Source organism: Streptomyces sp. NPDC059371, assembly GCF_042751995.1.
GTDB lineage: Bacteria > Actinomycetota > Actinomycetes > Streptomycetales > Streptomycetaceae > Streptomyces.
The window spans coordinates 40,410-62,712 of sequence record NZ_JBHYXD010000041.1; the positions used below are offsets into that span (position 1 = coordinate 40,410).

Here is a 22,303-nt window from a genome sequence, read left to right on the forward strand (position 1 = left end):
CGGACGCTTCCGGAGCGGAACTCACCTGCGGAGCCTGTGCAGTTCGATGGCCAGCGGCGTGGCGGTGAACATCGAGGAGTAGGTGCCCACCGCGAGGCCGATGAGGAGGGCGAGGGCGAAATCGGTCAAGGTGTCACCGCCGAGAACGGCCAGCGCGGTGAGAATGAAGGCGGCCCCCATGCCGGTGTTGACGGTGCGGGGCAGCGTCTGCAGGAGAGCCTGGCCGGCGATACGGGCGAAGGGTTCATCGCCCTCACGGCGGCCGAGTTCCCTGATCCGGTCGAAGACGACGACCGAGTCGTTGACGGAGTAGCCGATAACGGTCAGCAGCGCCGCCAGGAAGACGCCGTCGACGGGCTTGCCGAGCCAGGCGAAGACGCCGACGAGGATCACGACGTCGTGGGCCAGCGCGGCGACCGCGGACGTTCCCAGCAGCCAACGGAAACGTGCCGCGAGATAGACGAGTTGGGCGCCCAGGGCGACCAGCAGGGCGATGAGGGCGCCCTGGCGAAGTTCCTTGCCGAGACTGGGCCCGATGGCTTCGTCCCGGATCTTGTCGGCTCGGCCCGCCAGACCGGTGACGGTTTCGGTGACGGCCGCCGCCTGGGCGTTGCTCAACTGCCCGGTCCGGACGGTGAGCTGGTTCTCGCCGGAACTCTGGACGACGGCCCGGGGGAATCCGGCGTCGGCGAGCGCGCTGCGCGCCCGATCAGGCTGGACGGGAGTGTCCGTGGTGTACTCGACGAGACGGCCACCGGTGAATTCGACGCCGAAGTCGAGGCCCCGTACGGCGATCCCGGAGGCGGCGAGGACAAGAGCGGCGGCAGAGGCCGCCAGCCACCGGCGTGGGTGGCCCATCAGGTTCGGGGCGGTGCGACTGAGACGGTCGCGGACGATGCCGGTGTGGGCGATGCCCGTCAGCCTCGGGCGGCGGCGCAGGCGGGGACGGGCGACCGCGTGGTCGGCCAGGGCGCGTGTGATGACCAGGGCACTGACCATGGAGGCGAGTACGCCGATCCCCAGAGTGACTCCGAACCCGCGCACGGGCCCGGAGGCGAGGAAGAACAGCAGGCCGGCAGCGATCAATGTGGTGATGTTGGAGTCGGCGATCGCGCTGAAGGCCTGCCGGAAGCCGGCGGTCAGCGACGACCGTGGAGTGGGGCGACGGCGAGAGGCGTACTCCTCGCGGGCGCGTTCGAAGACCAGCACGTTGGCGTCGACCGCCATGCCGATGGCAAGGACGAACCCGGCGAGGCCCGGCAGTGTCAGGGTGGCGCCGAGAGCGGCGAGAGCGGCGTAGGAGATCAGTCCGTAGCAGGCCAGGGCCACGGTGGCCAAGACGCCCATGATCCGGTACACGGCGATGAGGAACAGTGCGGTCAGAGCGGTACCGATCGCGGCGGCCCAGGCGCTGGCCGCGATGGCCTGTGCTCCCAGGGTCGCGCCGACGGTGCGTTGTTCGATGGTCTCGACCGGTACCGGCAGGGCGCCGCCGTTGATGAGAAGGGACAGTTCCTTCGCCTCGCTGTCGTCGAAGGACCCGGTGATCCGGGTGGAGCCGCCGTCGATGCCGGACCGGCACGCCACCGACGGATCGACCTGCGGCGAAGAGATGATCTTGTTGTCCAGGACAATGGCGACCCGGCGGGTGGGATCCCCGGCCGCGTGACACGCGGCCTCGCCGGTCAGGCGGGCCCACCGCCCTTCACCGGCCCCTGTGAAGTCGACGGTCACGTGCCATCCGGCACCGCCCTGCGGGTCGAAGCGGGCGGCTGCCCTGTCCACGTCGTTGCCGGTCAGGGAGGCGTCCCGCAGGCGCAGCAGGCCGCCCGACTCGTCGGGCATCACCTGCTCGCGAGCCCGCTTGGGCAGGGGATCCGATGCGTCGTCAGGGCCGACCGCCGTACCCAGTACCTGATGGAAGGTGAGCTGGGCGGTGCGGCCGAGCACGTCAGCCGCCTTCCGCGGATCCTGCAGGCCGGGCAGTTCGACGACGATCCGGTCGCTGCCGGAGCGGGTGATGGTGGGTTCGGCGACACCGAGCGCGTCGATGCGGCCGCGCAGCACCTCCACGGTGCGATCCGTGGCGTCGGACTCGGCCTCGGTATCGGTATCGGTGTGGACGGTGGGGCGGGTCTCCAGCACGATCTGGGTGCCGCCCCGCAGATCGAGTCCGAGGGTGACGGGCACGGTGAGTGCGACGTACAGGGAAAGGGCGACAGCGGCGAGGGCGATCAGGCCTCTGATGTGCGGGGATCGGTTCACTGGGGGCCTCCGGCGGGCATGCCGCGGCCAGGACACCGACCGCGGCCAAGAAGGTGAGGAAGCAGGGAAGGAGGTTCAGCTGCCGGAGAGCGAAGGAGGTGCCCGTACCCCGTGACGGTGCGGGGGTTGCCCGGACGCGCAGGGGCCCACGGCCGAGAGCGGGGGCCGCGCGGGCTGGAGCGGGTTGACGGCCGGGCCGCCGCGTGACGCCCCCGGGGCGGAGAGCGGCGGAGCCTGACGCTCGCCGACGGCATCCCTAAGGTGTCGAACGGAAGCCGCCGTGAGGGCGGGATCTCCCTGGTCCGTGTGCGTGTCGCTGTGCACCGACACGACCTCGGCACCGCACGCCGTACCGACGGACGCCGTGCCGACGGACGTCGTACGGAAGGACGCCGTACCGACGGACGCCGTACGGAAGGACGCCGTGCCAACGGACGCTGGGCCAACAGGCGCCCGGAAGCTCTCGCCGCCCGGAGCGGACGGGCCGAGCAAGGTGACGAGCGCGGCGAGCAAGATCGCCAGCACCGCTGCCGGGCCATGAGGGCGGCGCGGAAGGGCAGGCACGTACCGGGCCATCCCCGCCCCTTCGGTCTCGATGGTGATCTGGCGGCCGCGGTGTCGAGCCTCAGGGCCCCGGTTCGGGGGAAGGGGGCCGGGGCCCTGAGGCGGTCAGTGGGCTCAGGCCTCGATGAGGCCGACGCGAATCGCGTAGCGGGTGAGTTCCAGCCGGTCACGCAGGCCGAGTTTGTGCAGCAGGTTCTCCCGATGCCGATGAACGGTCTTGATGCTGATGAAGAGCAGCTCGGCGATCTCCTTGGATGAGTGGCCCTCGGCCACGAGCTTGAGGACCTCCTCCTCGCGTGCCGTCAGCACCTGCTCCGGGGGCTCCTCGCCCTGGCGGACACGGTCCAGGTAGTTGCGGACGAGCGCGGTGACCGCGCCGGGATACAGGAAGGGCTCGTCCCGCATGGCGGCCCGGCATGCCGCCACCAGGTCGCGATCGGCCACGGACTTCAGCACATATCCGCTGGCTCCGGCCTTCAGCGCCTGGAAGAAGTACTGCTCGTTGTCATGCATGGTCAGCATCAGCACCCGCACGTGCGGCTTGAGCGCGAGGAGTTCCCGGGTGGCCTGCAGGCCGGTCATCCGGGGCATGGCGATGTCCATCACGGCCAGGTCGACGTCGTGGGTGCGGGCCAGGTCGATGGCCTCCGCGCCGTCCCCGGCCTCGGCGACGACCTCGAGGTCCGGCTCCCGGTCGAGGATGAGCCGCACACCGCGACGTACCAGCGCGTGGTCGTCGGCGAGGAGGATGCGGATCGCGGAGGTGTGGGGCGTGCTCATGGCTGCTTCCTGACGAGGGGCACGGTCAGCCGGACCTGTGTGCCGGCCTGCGGTGGGGAGGTGACGTCCAGCGTGGCCCCGATCAGCAGGGCCCGCTCGCGCATGCCGCGGATTCCCGCCCCTTCGCGGGCGACTCCGTTTCCGCGGCCGTCGTCGACGACGGCCAGCACGACGGCCTCATCGGTGTGATGCAGGCTCACCTCGACCTGGCTCGCCTCGGCGTGGCGGGCCGCGTTGGTCAGGGCTTCCTGGGCGACGCGGTACAGCACCAGCTCCGTCTGCTGGTCCAGCGCGGGCAGGCCGGTGTCGAAGCGGCGCACCACGCGCAGCCCGACGTGAGTGGAGAACTCTTCGCTCAGCGAGGTCAGGGCGCTGATCAGACCGAGGTCCTCCAGCACGCCCGGCCGCAGACGACGCGCCAGTCGGCGCACCTCGTCCAGGCTCCCCCGGGTGATCTCCTGTACTTGCCGCAGATCACCGCGCAGGGGCTCGTCCGCGTCGTCGGCGGCCCGCTCCAGCGCGAGCAGGATCGCGGTCATGCTCTGGCCCACCTCGTCGTGCAGTTCCTGGGCGATACGGCGCCGCTCCGCTTCCTGTGCGAGCAGGACGCGGGCGCTGCTGGAGGCACGTTCGTGCTCGAGGCGGTCGAGCATCGCGTTGAAGGTGCGGATCAGTTCGGCGGTCTCGCCGCGGCCCCCTTCCGGCAGCCGCTGCCCGGGGCGCAGCAGATCGACGGTGGCCATCAGCCGGGTGAGCCGGTCGAGCGGGGCCAGGCCGATCCGCAGCATGGCCGCGTTGGCGACCAGCATGACGACCAGGCCGGCCACGAGGATGACCGCCTCGGTCAGCACCACGGGAACGGAGACGGTGACGGGAGCCCACAGCAGCAGCGCGGTGGCGCTTCCCAGCACGACCGCGTTGAGTGCGAAGACCCGCCAGAACAGGGACACCCGGATGACGCCTTTCTCTGTGTGACATGGCTATGTGTGACATGGCCGTGTGGCATGGCCCTGCCTCTGCTGTCGGTCGCCGCACATTCCGAGGATGAGCCGCGGCCACCGGTCCTGACCGGCCCACTGCCAGGCTGCCCGCTTCCTGGACCAGCGTCGATGGGCTCCAATGCCCATTTCCTGGACCTGGGCCGCCCACGCCGCGATGGGCTCCGGGACAGACCGGAGATGGGTATCGCGCCCGATGGTTTCCGCGTGGCCTTGCGACGACGGTGAAGGCATGAACAACAACCGCCCTCCCCCGGTCCTGGCTCCCCCGCCGATCCCCCGCCCGGCGCGACCCGCCTCCCCGTCGAAGGAAGGAACCACCATGTCACTCGATACGCCCCAGGCCGGAACCCGCCGTGAGCGGCTGACGGCGCACGAGGCCCTCCAGCGCCTCGAACACGAACGTTCCTCCCGCCTGTCGCAGCTGCGTGCCATGGACGAGGTCGCGCCGGGCGGGCAGGAGCAGGCGGTGGCCGCGCAGAAAGAGACCGTCAAGCGCGTACTCACCGAGGTCGAGGCCGCCTTCGCCCGCATCCACGACGGCAGCTACGGCGTCTGCGGGAACTGTTCCGAAGCGATCCCGGTCGAGCGCCTGGAAATCCTGCCCCACACGCCGTTCTGCGTCCCCTGCCAGCGTAACGCCGGCTGACAACCGCCCGTCCGCACTGCCCGGGGGTGAATGGGTGAACCACCAGATCATCGACGACCGCGATACGGCTCTGTCACCCGAGGACTTCGCCGTACTGCGCGAGAACCTGCGCGAACAGCTCCTGTTCCGCCGGGAGCAGCTGCAACAGCTCTCGGACGCCGCGACCCGTGCCGACACGTTTCTCGACCGGCGGACCGCCGCCCAGATGGAGGTCCGCGTCAAGCTCGCGGCCTCCGCGGGCATGGTCCTCACCGACGTCGAAGCCGCCCTCGCACGGATGGACCAGGGCCACTACGGAGTGTGCCACCTGTGCCGCAGGCCCATGGCACGCGAACGACTGATGATCGTGCCGCAGGCGCGCTACTGCGGCCGGTGCCAACACGTCCGGGAGGCCAGGCGGTGACGATTCCACTGGGGCCCGGCCCCGCGCCCGTCCGGCGCCGCACATGGTCCCGGGGCCGGCCGTACGCCGGTATCGCCCTCGATCTGGGCAGCGCCCGTACGCGTGCCTGGACGCCGGGGCGAGGCATGATCCTCGACGTACCCACGGTGACCTTCCCCGGCACCGGCGCCGCTTACCCCATCCGGCGCGGCACCATCGTCGACGCACCCGGAACCGCCCGGATGCTGAACCGGCTGCTCGGCCATCGCCTGCCCCGCTTCGGCCGTCCCCTGATCGTCCTGACCACGCCCGTACTGGGGGGAATCGCCTACCGGGCCCAAGCCCGCACTGCGGTCGACATCCTGCGCCCGCGTTCGGTCCTGACCGTCCCGACCGCGCGCGCCGTGGCCATCGCCGCCGACGCCGACCCGACCTGTCCCCTGCTCGTCGTGGACATCGGCGCACACCTCACCGAGGTCACGCTGCTCGCCGACGGCGCGGTGACCGACGCGCGCCACACCGCCCTGGGCACCAGCGACCTGGACAGCCGCACCCCGCCCGCGAGGATCACCGAGGCGGTCGTCTCCATGGTGACCACCATGCTGGAGCAGGACCACACCTCGGAGACGTTCGAGGCCCTCCACCGGGGCGCCCTCCTCGCCGGCGGGGGCGCGCTGCGGCCCGACATCACCTATCGCCTCGCCGACGAACTGCGCGCGCCGGTCCAGCCCGTCCCCGCGCCGCACACCGCGGCGGTCCGCGGCGCCGCGAAACTCCTGCAGGCCGCCCGCTCCCACCCCTCCGCCCACGCCATCACGGACCCCGCACACCTCCACTAACCCACCCCCGTCCCCGCAACCTCGCCCGGTGGGACCCGGCTTGGGCCGGTACCGTTCCCTCCCCGGTGGACCGCGTCCCGCTGACTACGGGAGGACGGGAGGTGTCCGCTCGGCCGAAGCCGGTTCAGCGCGTCCTGTTCCTGTGAGGGCGTGCGGAGGGCCGGAACAGGCCCAGGCGGGCGTTGTGCTCGCGTTGCCGCTCGGCCACGGCACGGGCCGGCTTGAGCACGAGTCGCTGGAGCCGCCGCGCGGCCTCGAGGTGGTCGGCGGTCCACACGACCCGGATGGCGGTCGGTGACCGCTCGCTCCGCTCTTCGACGAGGTCACGCTCGACCGCGTGGATCAGCCGTTCGTCGGCCCCGACGTCCCTGGGCTGCCTCTCGGGCACGTCGCCGAACCCTGTCATGGCGTTCGCCGTCGCCTCGTACCAGGAGAGCAGCGCGTCCCCCGAGCGATCGATCTCCGAGCGTGCGGCGGTACGGTCGGCACCCGACTGCCCCTGGTCCCGCTCCCACAGGTCGAGTACGGCGTCGGCGGTGAGCCGGAGCACGGCGACGGCGGTCACCAGAGTGGTGATGTCGGTCAGCGGAAGGTGCTTGGTGCCGCGTTCCGCGAGGAACCCCCGGAAGGCGTCGTCCAGTCGCCGGGCCGCCGCCGCGGCACGGTAGCGCTCCTCGTCCGGGAGCGGAGCGGTCCGTACGAGGCTGTCGCAGCGGGTCACGCCGTAGCCGATCGCGCCGCGCAGATACCGGGTGCTCTCCGAGAATCCCTCCGCGAGGGCGTGCCCGAGGAGGGGCGCGGCACCGCGGGGCCAGAACAGCGTTCCCACGACGACGCTCACGGCGCATCCGATCGCGACGTCCTCGATCCGCACGATTCCCACGGTCCAGCCGACGGGTTCGAGGAGGTTGAACAGGATCAGGATCGAGACGGTGAAGCCGGCCTGGCCCGCGGCGAAGGAGATGGTCGCCGGGGCGAGGCCGGTGAAGAACACGGCGACGGGGAGCAGGACCCAGAGGAACGTGGTGTTCGAGCCGATCAGGTAGATCAGTCCACCGCCGATGATGATGCCGACCGCGGTGCCGGCGATCGCCCGCAGCGAGTTCTGCCCGGTCAGCACGGCGCTGGAGCGCAGGACGGCCAGGGTTCCGAAGGCCACCCAGAAGCTGTGCTGCACACCCGACTGCTCCGCGACCAGCACGGCGAGAGCCAGCGCGATCGCGCCGCGGACACTGTTGCGCAGCCACGCCGAGTGCCGCTCGGTGTGCGCACCGGCACGTTCCTGGGCCGAGGCGAGGGGCGAGGCGGCGCCTTCGGGGCGTTGTCCGATGAGCCGCTGCCACAGGCTGCGCCCGCGCGCCGCGAGGATCAGTTCGACGTTCCTGGCGATGGCGGAGACCGCGAAGCTCATCTCCTGAGCACGGAAGCTCGGTTCCAGCGAGCTCACGAAGCGTGTCGCGGTCGGATCGGGCCGGGTGTCGGCCTGGGGCCGCCCGGCCCGCCGGCCGTCGGTGGTGACCGGCCGGAACGAGGTGACGGTGTTCTCCATGGCCGACCGGGTCAGGGCAAGGCGTTCCTGCAACGGAGTCAGGTGTCCGGGCTCCTGGTCGTCCGTCGCGGACAACGCCTCCGCGCTCGCTCGCAGCAGGTCCGCGGCGGCCGTCTTCACCCCGCAGACGACCGCGTCCGAGGGGGTCGCCTTCTCGCCCACGGACACGCGGTCCAGGATCGTGGCGAGCAGCAGCACCTCGTCGACCAGACGGATCAGGACGCGGGTGGACGTGGCGAGACCCGTCGGCCGGTAGGGGGTGGCGAAGTACGCCTCGCGCAGCGCCGTCACCGCGTCGTTCGCCTCGCTCACGATCGTGCCGAGCGCCGTGCGGTCCGCCGTGCCGAAGCCGCGCAGTACGCAGTCGGCCTCGGCCCTGAGCTGTACGGCGAGCGCTCGGCACGCGTTCGCGGTGGCGTTCCGCAGCGGCTCGCGCACGGGAGTGGGCCACAGCAGCCGGACGGCCAGGAGCGAGGTCACGCCGGCCAGACCCCAGCCGGCGAGCCGGTCCGGGATCGCCTGTGCCGTCCCGGGGAGCGTGGCGGCCAGGACGAAACTCACGAGCAAGGAGGTGGAGGCTCCCGCCAGGCCCGAACTGACCACGCCGGAGAACAGCACGAGGAAGCTGACGACCGCCGTGGCGAGGGTGCACAGCCATACCTCGCGGGAGACCAGCGTGCCGAGGGAGATCAGCACGGCTCCCGTCACGACGAGTGCGGCCTGTTCGATGAGCCGGTCGCGCATCGGCCCCGCGAACTCCACGAACAGCAGCATCGCGATCGATCCGAACGCCGCGAAGAGCGGGACGACCGGACTGTCCGTGATCGCGATCGCGACGGCGAAGAGCCCGGGAGCGACGATCGCGGCTCTGACAGACCTGCGGAGCGCGGTCAGACCCGCGTCGCGCCGAAGCAGGGACCGCAGGACGTTCACAGCAGACGCCTCCCAGACACATCCGGTCTCTCGCACGTCACGTCACTCTGACAGCTCGCCCTATGAAGACACGTCAGGCTCCGGCTCCGGGAGGGTCGCGCGACCGTGGTTCCGCCGCGAAGCAGCGGCCCTCGCGCGGAGGAGGCTGCGCCTCAAGCGCTGTCGTCCGCGGTTGTCGCTACATGCCCGCCGCGGGATCGCCGTCGCCGAGGCCTATCCACCAGTGCCCGTCATCCTTCACCAGGAGCAGTTCCTGCCGCTGCCCGGTGTCCTTGTACGTCACTGTCACCGGGTTGAAGTAGCTGACGACGCCCTCCCGTACCGTGACTTCGACGGGGCCTCCCGCCGCCTGGCCGTACTCGCGCACGTACTTGGCCGCAGCAGGCCCGGGCCGCCTGTAAGCGGGCCCGGCGAGCTCCGCGATTCCCTTCGCGTCGCCGGCCTTGAGCCGCTGGACATAGACCCGTACGACAGTGTCGACGTCCTCGGCCGTCTCCTGTACGTCGGGGTACGTGGACTTTTCCGCGCGCACCGTCACGTCGACCCTGGGAGCGTCGGCCATGGCGTAGGGCTCGCGGAACCCGTTCCACCACACGGCTGCGGTGATCCCGACGACCAACAGGCCGCTGCCGAATGAGATGGTCAGCCTTTTCATATACGCCTTTCTCCAGTACCAGTTGCACTTGACGCGATGAACGAGCAGTTGGTTCCCGCGCAACGACGCCAACCGCCCTGCCGAGCTTGCCGAGCGTCTCGTCCTTCCGCGAGCCGACATGGTGGCCGCACGCACAGGCGCCCCCGGAACTATGTTGTCCCACCACATGTGCGCCTGAACTGGCTGTTCCTACGGTGTGCCGACACGTACCCGTCCCCACCGCACACGAGGAAGTGGCGCACATGGCCTCCGCAGCATCCGCTCCCCCGAGCGCTCCGTCGGGGGCTCTGCAGGACGACCTACTGCCGGCAGGCCATGGCAACGTGCGGCGGCCGGATCGCCGCTGTGCGGAGGACTCACGGCGCGACGGGCAGGCCGGGTCCTCATGCCCGGTCGGACACCTCTAGCTGGGTGGCCATGAGGCGGACGATTTCCGTCTGGTGCTGGGCCAGGAAGAAGTGGCCGCCGGGGAAGACCTTCAGCGTGAAGGGGCCGTCGGTGTGCCCGGACCAGGCGGCTGCCTCCTCCACGGTGACCTTCGGGTCGTCGTCGCCGACGAGGCAGGTCACGGGGCAGCGCAGGGGCGGCCCGGGTTCCCAGACGTAGGTTTCGGCTGCGCGGTAGTCCGCCCGGATGGCCGGGAGGATCATGCGCAGGACTTCCTCGTCGCCCAGCAGCCGGGGGTTGGTGCCGCTGAGGCCGCGCATCTCGGCGACGAGACCGTCGTCGTCGCGCAGGTGGACGGTCTCGTCGCGGTGCGTGGACGGGGCGCGGCGGCCGGAGGCGATGAGGGCGGCGGGCAGGACGCCCCGCTCCTGCTCCAGCCGTCGGGTGATCTCGTAGGCGAGTGAGGCGCCCATGCTGTGGCCGAACAGGGCGATGGGCCGGTCGGTCCAGGGCAAGAGGGCCTCGTAGACCTTGTCGGCGAGCGCCGGTACGGAGTCCAGGAGAGGTTCGGTGCGGCGGTCCTGGCGGCCGGGGTACTGCACGCACAGCACGTCGACGCTGTCGGGCATGGACCGGGACACCGGGAAGTAGAAGCTGGCGGCGCCGCCCGCGTGGGGCAGGCAGACCAGCCTGACGCGGCTGTCGGGGCGCGGGTGGAACCTGCGGATCCAGAGGCTGTTGTTCTCGGTGAGCGGGTAGTTCACGGAGTCGTTCCCTTTCGGTTTCGGTTCGACCGCCTGCCGTGGCGGGGCGTTCGCCGGGAGGGGGGTGGGGCGCGGTCGGGCCGTGCCTACCGCCGGTCAGGAATCCGTGACGTCCTGCTGGATGATGCGCTCGACATTCCGCTCTGCCAGTGCCGTGATGGTCACGAACGGGTTGACGCCGATGCTGCCGGGGATGAGTGAGCCGTCGGTCACGTAGAGGTTCTTGTATCCGGCGACGCGGCCGTAGTCGTCGGTGGCCTTGCCCAGGACGCAGCCGCCGAGCGGGTGGTAGCAGAAGTCGTCGGCGAAGGCTTTGATCTGCTTGCCGAAGAGGTCGTACCGGTAGATGGTGGCGTTGGCCTTGTTGACGCGGTCGAACAGCGACTTCGCGGCTGCGACCGCGGGTGCGTTCTGGTCCCGGGTCCAGCGCAGGTCCGCCCGGTCCTTGGCGGCGTCGTAGACGAAGGTGCCGCGCTCCGGGTTCTTGGTGATGGCCAGGTAGAGGCTGACCCAGGTCTCGACTCCCGCCGGCAGGGGGGCGATCTCGGCGAAGACGGGGGCGTCCGGATTGTCCCAGTCGTCGATGCCGAGGGCGGGGATCGACGACTGCTTGGTGCCCGTGGGGTTCCACATGTGGTTGGCGCGAGCGGTCATGATGTTGCCGTTGGGGCCCCAGCCTCCGCCGATCTCAGGGCTGAGGTTCGGGAGAGTGCCGGTCTCCCGGGCACGCAGCAGCAGTTCGGTCGAGCCGAGGCTGCCGGCGCCGAGGAAGAGGTGGCGGCAGGAGACCTCCTTGGTCGCGAGCAGCTTGCCGCCGGTGTCCCTCTGCTCGACGGTCAGCAGATATGTGCCGTCGTTCTGCTGACGGATCGTCTTGACCTGGTGCAAGGTCTCGATGGTGACCTTGCCGGTGCCCAGGGCGGCCGCCAGGTAGCTCTTGTCGAGTGAGACCTTGCCGTGGTTGTTGCCGTAGATCACCTCGGCGGCCAGCGCGGACTTGGGCACCGCACCGTCCGCCTCACGGCGCATGTAGTCCCAGTCGTAGACGTTGGGCACGAAGGTGGTGCTCAGGCCCGCGTTCGAGGCCTGCCGGCGCGAGACACGCGCGAACGAGTACCAGTCGGTCTGCTCGAACCAGCTCTTGTCGATGTTGTTGACCCGGAGGGTGGAGTTCGCGCGCGGGAAGTACTTGGTGTACATCTCCTCGGCGTCGACCTGGGGCAGCATCTCCGCGAGGTACGAGCGCCGGGGCGTGACCGCCATGCCGCCGTTGACGAGCGAACCGCCGCCGACACCGCGTCCCACGTACACGGACATCTGGTCGAAGTTGACCCGGTCCAGTACACCCGCGTAGGGCTCGATGTCCCGGTTGGCGAGGTCGAGCCACAGGAAGGAGCCGAGCGGAGCCTCGGTGCGGGTCTTGAACCAACTGGAGCGCTTGTCGGGCTTGAGCATTCCGGAGAACACGTTGCCGTCCGGACCGGGCTGGTTCCACAGTCGGCCCATCTCCAGCATCAGGGTGGGGACCCCTGCCTCGCCGAGGCGCAGGGCGGAGACGGCCGCGCCGTAACCGGTGCCGACCACGACGGCAGGGACGAACGTGCCGCCGGAACCACTGGTCGCGGTGGCAGCGGCCGCCCGGGGGGCGGCGGTGATCGTGGTCTGCCCCGCGAGTGCGGCGGCGCCCAAGGCCGCCAGGCCGAGCATCCGGCGGCGGGACAGAGGCTGGTGGGCAATCACGCTGTGTCTCCTGAGCTTCGGGGAGAGGAAAGATGAATCGGAAGGCCGGACGGGCGGCCTGGGGTGCAACGAACCATGTGGAGACCGCGCACAGGCCACCGAATCCGGATCGGGTGGGCCGACCCTGTGGAGGCCGGGCCCGGAGGTTCGGTTGCCCGCACTCGGAAGGGGGCGTCACGGTACGGCCCGCTCCCGGGGGCGGGCCGCGCTCACGCATGTCTTCAGGCGTCCGCCGGGCGGGCGACAGAGCGCAGGACGCGGCCGGTTCGGGCCGTCCGGCGACCCGGAGCCTGTGGTAGGCGCCGGTGAGGTGCTCGTCCACTGCGCGTGCACACGCGCGAGCCGCTCCGTCATGTGCCGGATACCGTGGTAGCGGCGAGTCCGGCGACCCTGCGTCCGGCCCGGGTGAAGGCTGCCACGGCCACCCGCGCGAGCGCCCGGCGCGGGCCCCGTGCCCGCTCACTTCACGAAGTCGTCCACGACCTGGGGCGGCCAGGTGCCGACCTTGAGTACGCCCAGTGAGTAGGCGCGGGAGACCAGCGCGGCGCGGTTGGGCACCTTCAGCTTCCGCAGCAGGCAGGTCACGTGGTACTCGACGCCCTGCCTGCTGAGGTAGAGGCTCGCCGCCAAGGGGATGGTGGAGACGCCGGCGGCGATGCCTTCGAGGATGCGCGCGTCCATCGCGGAGAGGATCTTCTTGCGTCTGGTCACCACAGGTGTCTGCTCGGCGTCCCCGGCCGTGGGCATCATGACCAGGATCGCGGTCGTGTCGGGCAGGACACCGCGCACCGCGACCGCGGTGAGGGGAACGGTGAAGGCGGACTCCGCGCCGGGCCCCACAGCGATGACGGGCGTCACGAATCGCTGGTGTTTCCCTTCCAGTAAATTGAATAATTGACGCATCAACGGTTGCTGCACGCTCGGGTGCACGACGTCACGGAAATTGCGACCGCATATGTCATCGGACGATCCGTTGAACTGCCTGAAGAACTCCTGGTTCGCCTGCTGGATGGTCAAAGTCTTATCGAGACTCGCCATGCACAGGCCCGGAGTTGCAGGTGCTGGACTCAGCAAGAGATACCTCCCAGTCAGGAAACCTTGGCGAAATAAACTCGGACGCCGGCGAACGGCCGTAGAGGCTGTCAGCAGGGGCGTCATCGGCCCTGGGACCAGCGGTAACTCCAGATGCCGAACATCGTGCGTCACGGCCCTTGCGGGGTTCTGGTCGAACCGCTGGCGGCACCTCGCCCGCCACGCGTCGTCGTTTTCCAGCCCCTTGTCGAAATCCTTGCCGGACACCTGGCGCTTTCTTGCCACTCGATGGATCTCCGGCTTGGAGGGCGTCGTTCGCCATGCCAGGATCCACAGAAGAAGGTGTGAGACCAGCCAGCTCGAACCGTCCGTCAGCCATATCCGCAAGCACGATGGGGACCGTTCATGCCTTTACCTCCGACCGCCAACGTGTCACCCAGGACGACCGGCCAGGCTGAGCTCCACCTGAGCGTTCTGGGGCCCATGTCGGCGCGACACGACGGGCACGACCTGCCGCTCGGCCCGCCACGCCGGCGAACCCTGCTCGCCCTGCTGCTCATCCGCCTCGGCCGCGTAGTGCCCACCGAACTGCTCGTCGAGGAACTGTGGGGTGACCAAGCGCCCCGACACGCCGTCGCCGCACTCCAGAGCCACGTCTCCCATCTGCGGCGGTCCCTGCGCACAAAGACGGAAACAGGCCAAACTTCGGTGCTGCGTCATCGGACACCGGGCTACGTCCTCGATCTCGATCCCGAACAGGTCGATGCCTGCCGCTTCGAGCGTCTGGTCACAGACGGACGGCGGCTGCTGGAGCAGCGCGATCCGCGCGCCGCGCATGCACGGCTCACCGAGGCCCTGGGGCTGTGGCGCGGCTCGCCGTACGCGGAGTTCGACGGCCATCCACCGCTCAGCGACGAGTGCACCCGACTCGAACAGATCCGGCTCACCGCCGTCGAGTCCCGCGCCGAGGCACGGCTGGCTCTCGGCGTGGCCGAGGAGGTGGCCGCCGATCTGGACGGGGAGGCGCGCCGTCATCCCACGCGGGAGCGGCTGGTCGGCCACCTCATGACGGCACTGTCCCGGCTCGGGCGGCAGGCCGAGGCGCTTGAGGTGTACGAGCGGACGCGCAGTCATCTGGTCGAGGAGTTCGGCGTGGACACCGCGGCCGAACTACGCCGGGTCAGAAGCGCGATCCTGCGCCAGGAGCCGGGAGCGAGTGCCCCCTCGAAGAAGCTGTCTCCCCCACCGCTCGAGTCCGCCGGAGCGCCGTATGTCCCGCCGGTGATGAACGAGATCGGTGACGCCGGAGTACGGAACTCCGAGGGCCTGCAGGGCTTCGGGGGCTCCTGGAACGGCGGGACGGCCGGCACGGTCCGGGGGTACGGCCCGGCGGTGGCACCCGGCGGCTCCAACAGGACGGACGAGTCCGGCACGGCCGTCGAACGCGAGGGGATCGCGGGGACCGACGCGAGCCCGAGGGCACGAACCGATGCGCCGTCGGGCTCGCGAGCGGATGCCACCGGCACGCAGACCGGGTCGTCCCGCTTGCGGCCCGTACCCGGACCGGAACACGAGCCGGCTGCCGCCCGGGAAGCCGGGGAATCCCCGGAGTTCGAGTCGGGGTGGGCGCCTGCCCCCTCGCCGTTCACCGGCCGTGGCCAGGAGCTCGACCGCCTGACAACCGCCGCCGCGAGCGCGGTCGTGGGCCACGGCCATGTGGCCGGCGTCCTCGGCCCCCCTGGTGTCGGAAAGACCCGCCTGCTGCTCGAACTCGCGGCACGTCTGGAGAGCATCGACGCGCACGAGCAGGGCTCCAGGCTGGAGGTGCTCTGGAGCCACTGCTTCCCCGGCGAGGGCGTGCCCGCCTACTGGCTGTGGACGCAGATCCTGCGGCGGCTGTCCGCGACCCGGCCGGATGCCTTTCGCGAGGCGACGGAACCGTTCGGCGCCCTGCTCGCCCCACTGATGCCCGAGCGGTCGGCGGCCCGGACCGGAGGCCCGAGAGGCGCCTCCGACTGGTGCCATGCCCGCTTCCTCGCCCACGACGCGGTCTGCGAGGTGTTGCTCACCCTCGCCGGGCAACACCCGCTCGTGTTGTTCCTCGAAGATCTGCAATGGGCGGACACCGCCTCCCTCGACCTGCTCAGGCTGCTGAGTACCCGCTGCCAGGGCCGTCCGATCAGCATCGTCATCACGGCGCGGGCGTTCGAGGCCGAGTCGGACGCGACGCTGCGCCGGATGGTCTCCGAGGTGCTACGCGGCCCCAGGACCGAGACGCTGCGGCTCGGCGGGCTTTCCCTGCAGGCCGTCGGCGCCCTCGTCGAGGCACACGCAGGACCTGGTGTGGACCCGAAGGTCGTCGAGGTGCTGCACCGGCGCAGCGAAGGCAACCCGTACTCGGTGATCCAGCTTCTCTCCCTCGTGGACGATGCGCGTAAGCTCCGTCGCCCGGATGCGGTCGACACGCTCCTGGCTCACATTCCCACAGGAGTACGCGAGGCGCTGCACCAGCGGTTCGCCGCGTTGCCCGAGCCGGTCCTGCGGGTGCTTCACCTGTGCGCCGTCATCGGCGGCGAGGTGGACACCGACCTTTTGCTCCGGACCGCCACGCACGACGAACCGGTTGTCGCGGGTCTTGAGTCGGCCATCCGTGCCGGCCTGCTCGGGGAGGACCCGCACCATCCGGGGCGGCTGCACTTCGCCCACGCCCTCGTCCAGGAGACGCTCGTCGACGAGCTCCCCCGTGAGGACCGCCACCGTCTGCACGCCAGGGTCGCCGACGCGCTGTGCGCGCGCAGGCGCGGGCAGGTGGGAGACGAGGAGATCGAGCGGGTGGCGCATCACAGCTGGCACGCCAAAAGTGCGCTGCCCGCCGCCGAGGTGCTGCCTCGACTGCTGCTCGCCGCGAAACACGCCGAGCAGTCCATGGCGTACGAGCAGGTGGAGATCTGGCTGCGCCGCGCCGTGCATCTGGTCGGCTGCCTACCGCCGGACGATCCAGCCACAGGAAGGTTGGAACAGGACCTGCACATCCAACTCGGCCAGGTACTCGCCACCACTCGCGGCTACGGCCACCCCGAGGCCGAGACGGCACTGACGCGCGGTCGCGCCCTCAGCACGGCCGCTCATGCCCCCGAGGACCCGTCGGTGCTCTGGGCGCTGTGCACGGCGTACCTGGTCACCGGCCGTTACGACGCCTCGCGGCAGTTCTCCGGCCTACTGCGGGGCATCTCGCGGCAGACCTGGGAGCCCGTGGCGGCGCTCGGTGCGGCGTACGGCGAAGGCATCGTGCTACATGTGCGCGGAAAGCTCCCGCAGGCACTCGCCGAACTGGAGCGCGGCGTCGGCATAGCGGATCGTTTCGCCAACGATGATCACGCGCTGGCGCGAACCTTCCAGCACGACCCACGCGTCTCCTGCCGCTCCTACGACACCTTCACCCACTGGCTTCTTGGACACCGGCAGACCGCCGGCGCGCGCCGACGTGAGCTGTTGAGCCTCACCAAGTACGAAAGCAGGCCGTCCGACCGCTCCTTCGCGCTGTACGTGGACGGGGTCGTGGCGGCTTGGGAGGGTGACACCCGCACCGCACTCGCATCGAGCGACGAGGGCGTCCGCGTCGCGGGCGAACACGGACTGCTCTACTGGAAGGCGATGCTGGGCGTCGTCAAAGGGTGGGGCCTGGCGCACGCCGGACATCACGACGATGGCCTCGCCCTCATGCACACCTCCCTGGCTGAATTGGGCCAGTCCAGGACGTACTTACGCCACCCTCTCCACCTGGGCCTGTTGGGCCAGGCGCAACATCACGGCGGGCGGATCGAGGAGGCGAGGACTACCTTCCGGAAGCTGCTGGCCGCCGTCGAACAACGCCGCGAGCGCGTGTACCTCCACCCGGCACTGCCCGCGACCCCGCTGCTCCACGAACTGCTGGGCCACGGTGCCGACGACGCGCTCACGGGACGGGGCCCAGGACGGGGCGGGCCCGGCTCCGGCCGACGAGCGTGATGGAGCCATGCTCTGCCTCGTCAGTTTCGACCCATCCGGTTCCATGTCCCCGTGACGCGCCGCTGCGGGGTGCGGCAAGCGGTGGCCCTGGCCGCCCGGCTCCCGGAGACCCACCACTCGCACGGTCGCGTGCCCCGAGCCTCACGGCCGATGCCGCTCAGTCGTCGTGGATCGCGACCGCCTGTACCGGACAGCCCATGGGGACGTCGCGCACGCGCGGGTCCGCCGCCGCCGCGTCCTCATGTCCCGGGACCAGGGCGACCAGCGCGTCGTCGTCCTGAGTGAAGACGCCGGGTGCGGTCATGACGCACTGACCGGAGCCGATGCACCGGTCGCGGTCGATGGTGATGCGCATGGCGTGGCCCGCCTCCCTTCCTTCCGTTCCCTCTGCCCGGGCCCTCACCAGGTGACCGGGAGCTCGATCGGGCCCTGGGCGTCGTGGCCGGCCTTGATGGGCACCTCGTCCAGGGGTACGGCCAGCCGCAGACCCGGGATGCGGGCGAAGAGTGTGCCAAGGGCGATCTCGAGCTCGGCGCGGGCGAGATTCTGCCCGAGGCACTGATGGATGCCGTGGCCGAAGCCGACGTGGTGACGTGCGTTGCGCCGGGCGTCGAAGACGTCGGGGTTCTCGTACGCCTTGGCGTCGCGGTTCATCTGCGTGATGGAGACCAGCACCGCATCCCCGGCCCTGATGGTCTCGCCGCCGACATCGATGTCTTCCTTGGCCATCCGGACCAAGTAGTCGGAGACGGAGGTGAACCGCAGCAGTTCTTCAACCACTCCTGAGACCGCGCCGGGGTCACTCAGCAGCACGTCGATCTGCTCAGGGTGCTGCACGAGTGTGAGTGCTCCGAGGGCGATCGCGTTGACGGTGGTCTCATGGCCGGCCACCAGCAGGACCAGCGCGATCATGACCACCTCGCCGTGGTCCAGCGCGCCCTCCTCCAACTGGCGTGCGATCAGCTCGTCCAGCAGGCCGTCCCCGGGCTCGGCCTGCCTCTTCCCGACCAGGCCGTGCAGATACGTGTACAGCCGGCCGAAGGCCACGTCTGCCTCCGCCGATGTCGCGGCGCCCACGAAGTCGCGGGAGCATTCCTCGAAGAAGTCGTGGTCGCCGTAGGGGACACCGAGGAGCTCGCAGATCGCCATGGAGGGCACCGGCAGGGCGAAGGCCGACACCAGGTCCACGACCGGCCCCTTCGCCAGCATGTCGTCCAAGAGCCGGTCGACGAGACTCTGAAGCCTGGGCCGGATGGCGTTCATGCGCTTGACGCCGAAGCTGGGAATCAACATGCGCCGCTGACGGGCGTGCAGGGGGTCGTCGACGCCGATCAGCGGGAAGGCGAGCCCGCCGCGGTCCTCGGTGCGCTGGACGACGACGGGAAAGACCGGGTGACCCCAGTCGGAAGACAGCCGGGGATCGACGAGCAGCGCCCGTCCCTCGGCATGCCCGGTGATCAGCCACGCCGTTCGGCCGTCGAACAGCGTGACCCGCGTCAGCGGGCTCTCGCCCCGCCATTCCGTGTAGGCCTTCGGCGGCTGGTACGGGCAGGTCCGGTCCTGAGGGAAGGACGGAGCCAGCGACCCGGTGAGGCGCATTTCGGTCTCGGTCATGTCGTGCCTTTCGAACAATCGGCATGCGGTCGTTCATCGGTGAGTGATGGGCTACGGGAAACGGGTTCAGTCCGTCGGCGAGGCCGCGCGCAGTCCGGTCGCACTCGGCCGACAGGCTCCGGCCCCGTCGTCGGCGAGTGGGCCGCGGGGCGCTGCCACGGGCTCCTCCACGCCGTCGTGGTCGGCCGACCGGTCGTCGGGTGCTCGGTGGCCGACCGGACGCCGGACGCATGCCGGGACACGGAGGACGAACCACCGCCGCGCTCGGTGACGGCGGCCTCGGTGAACGGGACTGCGCGCCGGGCCGCCCGGGGACACGGTCGCCGTTGCGTCGGGCTGTGCCGTGCGGCAGACGGCTTCGGGGCCGTCGGCGCAATGCCGGTGGCAGGACGAGCACGAGGGCCATGGCAGGGACAAGAAGGTCACGGCGGCACGGAGACCGACATGCGAAATCCCGCCGTCCGGCGGCATCGCGCCCCGAAGCGGGACGGCCGCCGATGTTCGGCGGCCTTGGCCGCCCGCGCCGCCGGGCGGCGACGTAAGGCGTGGTCAGCGCTCGCGGTCCGCTTGCGCTGATCTCCGCGGGAGTGGGCCGTTGGTGCGCAGGTCACCAGGTGACGGGCAGCTCGTGCACGCCGTAGAAGACCATGTCGGTGCGGAAGCGGAGTTCCTCGACGGGCTTGGCAAGGCGCAGGGTCGGGAAACGGCGGAACAGGGTCTCGAAGACGATCTGCAGCTCGATCCGGGCGAGTTGCTGGCCTATGCACTGGTGTGCTCCGAAGCCGAAGGCCAGATGCGGGGCGGGGCGGCGGGTGATGTCGAAACGCTCCGGCTCCGCCACGAAGGCCGGGTCGAAGTCGGCGGCGAGGACGTGCGCGACGACCTGCTCACCCTCGGCGATGCGCACGCCACCGAGCTCCACGTCCCGGGTGGCGACGCGCTCGCCGCCGAACTGGCCGATGGTGAGGTAGCGCAGCAGCTCCTCGACCGCGTTGCCGACCAGCGACGGATCCTCGCGAAGCAGGGCCCGCTGGTCGGGGCGGTCGAGCAACAGCGCCGCGCCGAGGCCGATCATGCAGGCGGTGGTGTCGTGGGCCGCTATCAGCAGGGTGCCGGCCGCGTTCATGAGGAACATGTCGTCGACGACGCCATCGGGATCCTCGGTGGTGATCAGCGCCGAGATCAGGTCGTCCCCGGGGTCGGCCCGGCGCTCCTGGACGAGCTGGTGGAGCAGCCCGCCCAGGCGCATGCCGGCCGCCTCGGTGGCGGCGGCGTCCTGGTCGACCCGCATCATCGCCTCGGCGATGTCCTGGAACTCCGCCCGGCGCTCGGCCGGGACACCGAACAGGTCGGAAATCACCATGGACGGCACCGGGTCGGCGAAGGTCCTCACCAGGTCGACCGGGCCGCCCTGCGCCTCGACGGCATCGAGGTGCTCGTCGACGATGCGCTGGATGTTCGGCCGGAGCGCCTGCATACGCCGGACTGTGAACTCCTTGGCGAGCAGCTTGCGGTCCGAGGTGTGCTCCGGCTCGTCCTGCCACAGCAGGCTGCCGCGGCCGGGCTTCTGCGTGACGACGCCGTCTTGGGTGTGCAGCGCGTGGGGCACCTGGACGCTGAACGAGGGGTCGCGCAGCAGGGCGCGCACCTCCTCGTAGCCGGTCACCAGCCACGCCTCGCGGCCGCTGGTGAAGGTGGCCCGGGTCACCGGGGCGGCCGCCCGGATGTCGGCGATGTCGTCCGGCGGCAGGAACGGGCAACTGCGTGCCTTGGGGACGGCGGGCGCGACGACGGTGGGCTCGGGCATGACTCTCCTTGCGCTTGTGGAAAGGGGGTTCGTACGGCGGGACGGTCAGGCGGCGGCGAGTTCGAGCGCGATCTCGCCGCGCCGAGGCGCGTTCACGAGCACGGCCATGTTCCCGGAGGGGTGCACGTTGTCGTGCATCATCTGGTGCATGCGCCCGATGTCCTGGAAGCCGTCGCAGACGGACAGACAGGGGTCGAGCATGCCGGTGCCGACGAGGTTGATGACCTCGCGGCACTGACGGGTGTCGGCGTAGTGCGAGCCCTGGAGGCGCTTGGAGCGCATCCACAGGTGGCGCAGGTCGACGTCTCCGTTGTAGCCGGAGGTGCCACCGCAGATCACCACCATGCCGGCGTTGTCGCACAGGTACATCGAGGTCGGCAGGGTGTCCTGGCCGCTGTGCTCCAGCACGATCCGCGGGGACCTGCGCTCACCGAGGATCTCCCAGACCTGCTTGCCGACCCCGCGAGCGCCACGCAGGAACCGCGCCGACGCCTCGACGTCCCCGGCATCGGGCAGCCGACCCCAATGATCGAAGTCGCGACGGTTGATGGTGCCCGCCGCCCCGAGACGGCGGCAGTACTCGGAGCGGTCCTCGCTGGAGACCACGGCGATCGGAATGCCGCCGGCCAGCCTGACGAGCTGGATGGCCATCGAGCCGAGGCCGCCCGCACCGCCCCAGATCAGCACGGGGTCACCGGGGCGGACCGTGTTGCCCTGCCAGCCGAACAGCTGCCGGTAGGCGGTGGGCCCGGTGAGCAGGAAAGCCGCCGACTCCTCCCACGACAGATGGGCGGGCTTGGGGTGGCACTGGTACTCGTCGACGCGGCAGAACTGCGCGAAGGAACCGTAGTTGGTCTCGTACCCCCAGGCCCTGATGCTCTCCGAGACCAGAGGGTCCGTGCCCAGCCGGATGTCCGCGGCGGCCTCGTCCCACTGGCCGCTGGTGAGCAGCACGTGGTCACCGACCTTGACGTTACGGACGCCTTCGCCGACGGCCCACACCACGCCGGAGGCCTCCGAGCCTCCGATGTGGAAGTCCTCGGGCTGGCCCTGGCGCTGCCGCATACCGATGACGTCGACCGGCTCGCCCAGCGAGGACCACACATTGTTGTAGTTGATGCCGGCGGCCATCACGTAGACCAGCACCTGGCCCCGGCCCATCTGGGGGGTGTCGACGACCTCGGTCCGGAACGCCTGCTTCGGCTCTCCGAAGCGGTTCTGGCGGATCACCGAGGCGTACATCTGCCGCGGGACCTCACCGAGGGGCGGGGTCTCGCCTATCTCGTAGAGAGCCTTCGTCATGGTTTCTCTCCCACATCTACTGTCCGGGTCCGGGG

17 protein-coding genes are annotated in these 22,303 nt (G+C 70.4%); 5 read left to right on the plus strand and 12 right to left on the minus strand.

Annotated features, from left to right (window positions below; all coding sequences use genetic code 11):
- Nucleotides 1–21 precede the first annotated feature (21 nt).
- Nucleotides 22–2,265, minus strand: a complete 2,244-nt coding sequence (gene secD, locus ACFXGX_RS22980; protein WP_384794319.1) for a protein translocase subunit SecD — start codon at nt 2,263–2,265, stop codon at nt 22–24.
- A gap of 280 nt (nt 2,266–2,545) precedes the next feature.
- Between secD and ACFXGX_RS22985 the strand changes: the two genes are divergently transcribed.
- Nucleotides 2,546–2,806 (plus strand): hypothetical protein, encoded by a 261-nt coding sequence (locus ACFXGX_RS22985; protein ID WP_384794322.1) that lies wholly within the window; start codon nt 2,546–2,548, stop codon nt 2,804–2,806.
- Between the two features lie 137 nt (nt 2,807–2,943).
- Here the strand turns inward: ACFXGX_RS22985 and ACFXGX_RS22990 are convergent, their stop codons facing one another.
- Together ACFXGX_RS22990 and ACFXGX_RS22995 are read right to left on the minus strand one after the other, a co-directional pair.
- Complete coding sequence (locus tag ACFXGX_RS22990) at nt 2,944–3,609, minus strand: response regulator (RefSeq protein ID WP_384794325.1); 666 nt, start codon at nt 3,607–3,609, stop codon at nt 2,944–2,946.
- The gene (locus ACFXGX_RS22995) at nt 3,606–4,559 is read right to left on the minus strand and encodes a HAMP domain-containing sensor histidine kinase (protein WP_384794328.1); all 954 of its coding nucleotides are present in this window, start codon (nt 4,557–4,559) and stop codon (nt 3,606–3,608) included. Before ACFXGX_RS22995 ends, ACFXGX_RS22990 begins: the two co-directional genes overlap by 4 nt.
- A 370-nt stretch (nt 4,560–4,929) precedes the next feature.
- Between ACFXGX_RS22995 and ACFXGX_RS23000 the strand changes: the two genes are divergently transcribed.
- From ACFXGX_RS23000 to ACFXGX_RS23010, 3 genes are read left to right on the plus strand one after another with little or no spacing between them, the layout of a single operon-like run.
- Entirely contained in the window at nt 4,930–5,256 is a 327-nt protein-coding gene (locus tag ACFXGX_RS23000; protein ID WP_384794331.1) for a TraR/DksA family transcriptional regulator, read from the plus strand.
- Between the two features lie 34 nt (nt 5,257–5,290).
- Nucleotides 5,291–5,659 carry a TraR/DksA family transcriptional regulator gene (locus tag ACFXGX_RS23005; RefSeq protein WP_384794334.1) on the plus strand — a complete coding sequence of 123 codons (369 nt, stop codon included), beginning with the start codon at nt 5,291–5,293 and terminating at the stop codon, nt 5,657–5,659.
- Nucleotides 5,656–6,477, plus strand: a complete 822-nt coding sequence (locus ACFXGX_RS23010; protein WP_384794337.1) for a hypothetical protein — start codon at nt 5,656–5,658, stop codon at nt 6,475–6,477. Before ACFXGX_RS23005 ends, ACFXGX_RS23010 begins: the two co-directional genes overlap by 4 nt.
- Before the next feature lie 124 nt (nt 6,478–6,601).
- Here ACFXGX_RS23010 and ACFXGX_RS23015 read toward each other — a convergent pair whose 3' ends face one another.
- The 5 genes from ACFXGX_RS23015 to ACFXGX_RS23035 form a co-directional block, all read right to left on the minus strand.
- Complete coding sequence (locus ACFXGX_RS23015; RefSeq protein ID WP_384794340.1) at nt 6,602–8,959, minus strand: FUSC family protein; 2,358 nt, start codon at nt 8,957–8,959, stop codon at nt 6,602–6,604.
- Between the two features lie 178 nt (nt 8,960–9,137).
- The gene (locus ACFXGX_RS23020) at nt 9,138–9,614 is read right to left on the minus strand and encodes a hypothetical protein (RefSeq protein WP_384794343.1); all 477 of its coding nucleotides are present in this window, start codon (nt 9,612–9,614) and stop codon (nt 9,138–9,140) included.
- Nucleotides 9,615–9,997: 383 nt separating this feature from the next.
- The gene (locus ACFXGX_RS23025) at nt 9,998–10,765 is read right to left on the minus strand and encodes a thioesterase II family protein (RefSeq protein WP_384794346.1); all 768 of its coding nucleotides are present in this window, start codon (nt 10,763–10,765) and stop codon (nt 9,998–10,000) included.
- A 96-nt stretch (nt 10,766–10,861) separates the two neighbouring features.
- Nucleotides 10,862–12,472, minus strand: coding sequence for a GMC oxidoreductase (locus tag ACFXGX_RS23030; RefSeq protein ID WP_384794374.1), 1,611 nt, complete (start codon nt 12,470–12,472; stop codon nt 10,862–10,864).
- Nucleotides 12,473–12,964: 492 nt separating this feature from the next.
- Nucleotides 12,965–13,543 (minus strand): LuxR C-terminal-related transcriptional regulator, encoded by a 579-nt coding sequence (locus ACFXGX_RS23035; RefSeq protein WP_384794349.1) that lies wholly within the window; start codon nt 13,541–13,543, stop codon nt 12,965–12,967.
- A gap of 477 nt (nt 13,544–14,020) precedes the next feature.
- On the opposite strand from ACFXGX_RS23035, the gene ACFXGX_RS23040 reads away from it, so the two are divergent.
- Nucleotides 14,021–17,545: a BTAD domain-containing putative transcriptional regulator gene (locus tag ACFXGX_RS23040; RefSeq protein ID WP_384794351.1), complete on the plus strand. Its 3,525-nt coding sequence runs from the start codon at nt 14,021–14,023 to the stop codon at nt 17,543–17,545.
- A 157-nt stretch (nt 17,546–17,702) separates the two neighbouring features.
- Here the strand turns inward: ACFXGX_RS23040 and ACFXGX_RS23045 are convergent, their stop codons facing one another.
- The 4 genes from ACFXGX_RS23045 to ccrA form a co-directional block, all read right to left on the minus strand.
- Entirely contained in the window at nt 17,703–17,900 is a 198-nt protein-coding gene (locus ACFXGX_RS23045; protein WP_384794354.1) for a ferredoxin, read from the minus strand.
- A 44-nt stretch (nt 17,901–17,944) separates the two neighbouring features.
- The gene (locus ACFXGX_RS23050) at nt 17,945–19,159 is read right to left on the minus strand and encodes a cytochrome P450 (protein WP_384794357.1); all 1,215 of its coding nucleotides are present in this window, start codon (nt 19,157–19,159) and stop codon (nt 17,945–17,947) included.
- 607 nt (nt 19,160–19,766) lie between these two features.
- Nucleotides 19,767–20,966: a cytochrome P450 gene (locus ACFXGX_RS23055; protein ID WP_384794360.1), complete on the minus strand. Its 1,200-nt coding sequence runs from the start codon at nt 20,964–20,966 to the stop codon at nt 19,767–19,769.
- A gap of 45 nt (nt 20,967–21,011) precedes the next feature.
- Nucleotides 21,012–22,268, minus strand: coding sequence for a crotonyl-CoA carboxylase/reductase (gene ccrA, locus ACFXGX_RS23060; RefSeq protein WP_384794363.1), 1,257 nt, complete (start codon nt 22,266–22,268; stop codon nt 21,012–21,014).
- Nucleotides 22,269–22,303 lie beyond the last annotated feature (35 nt).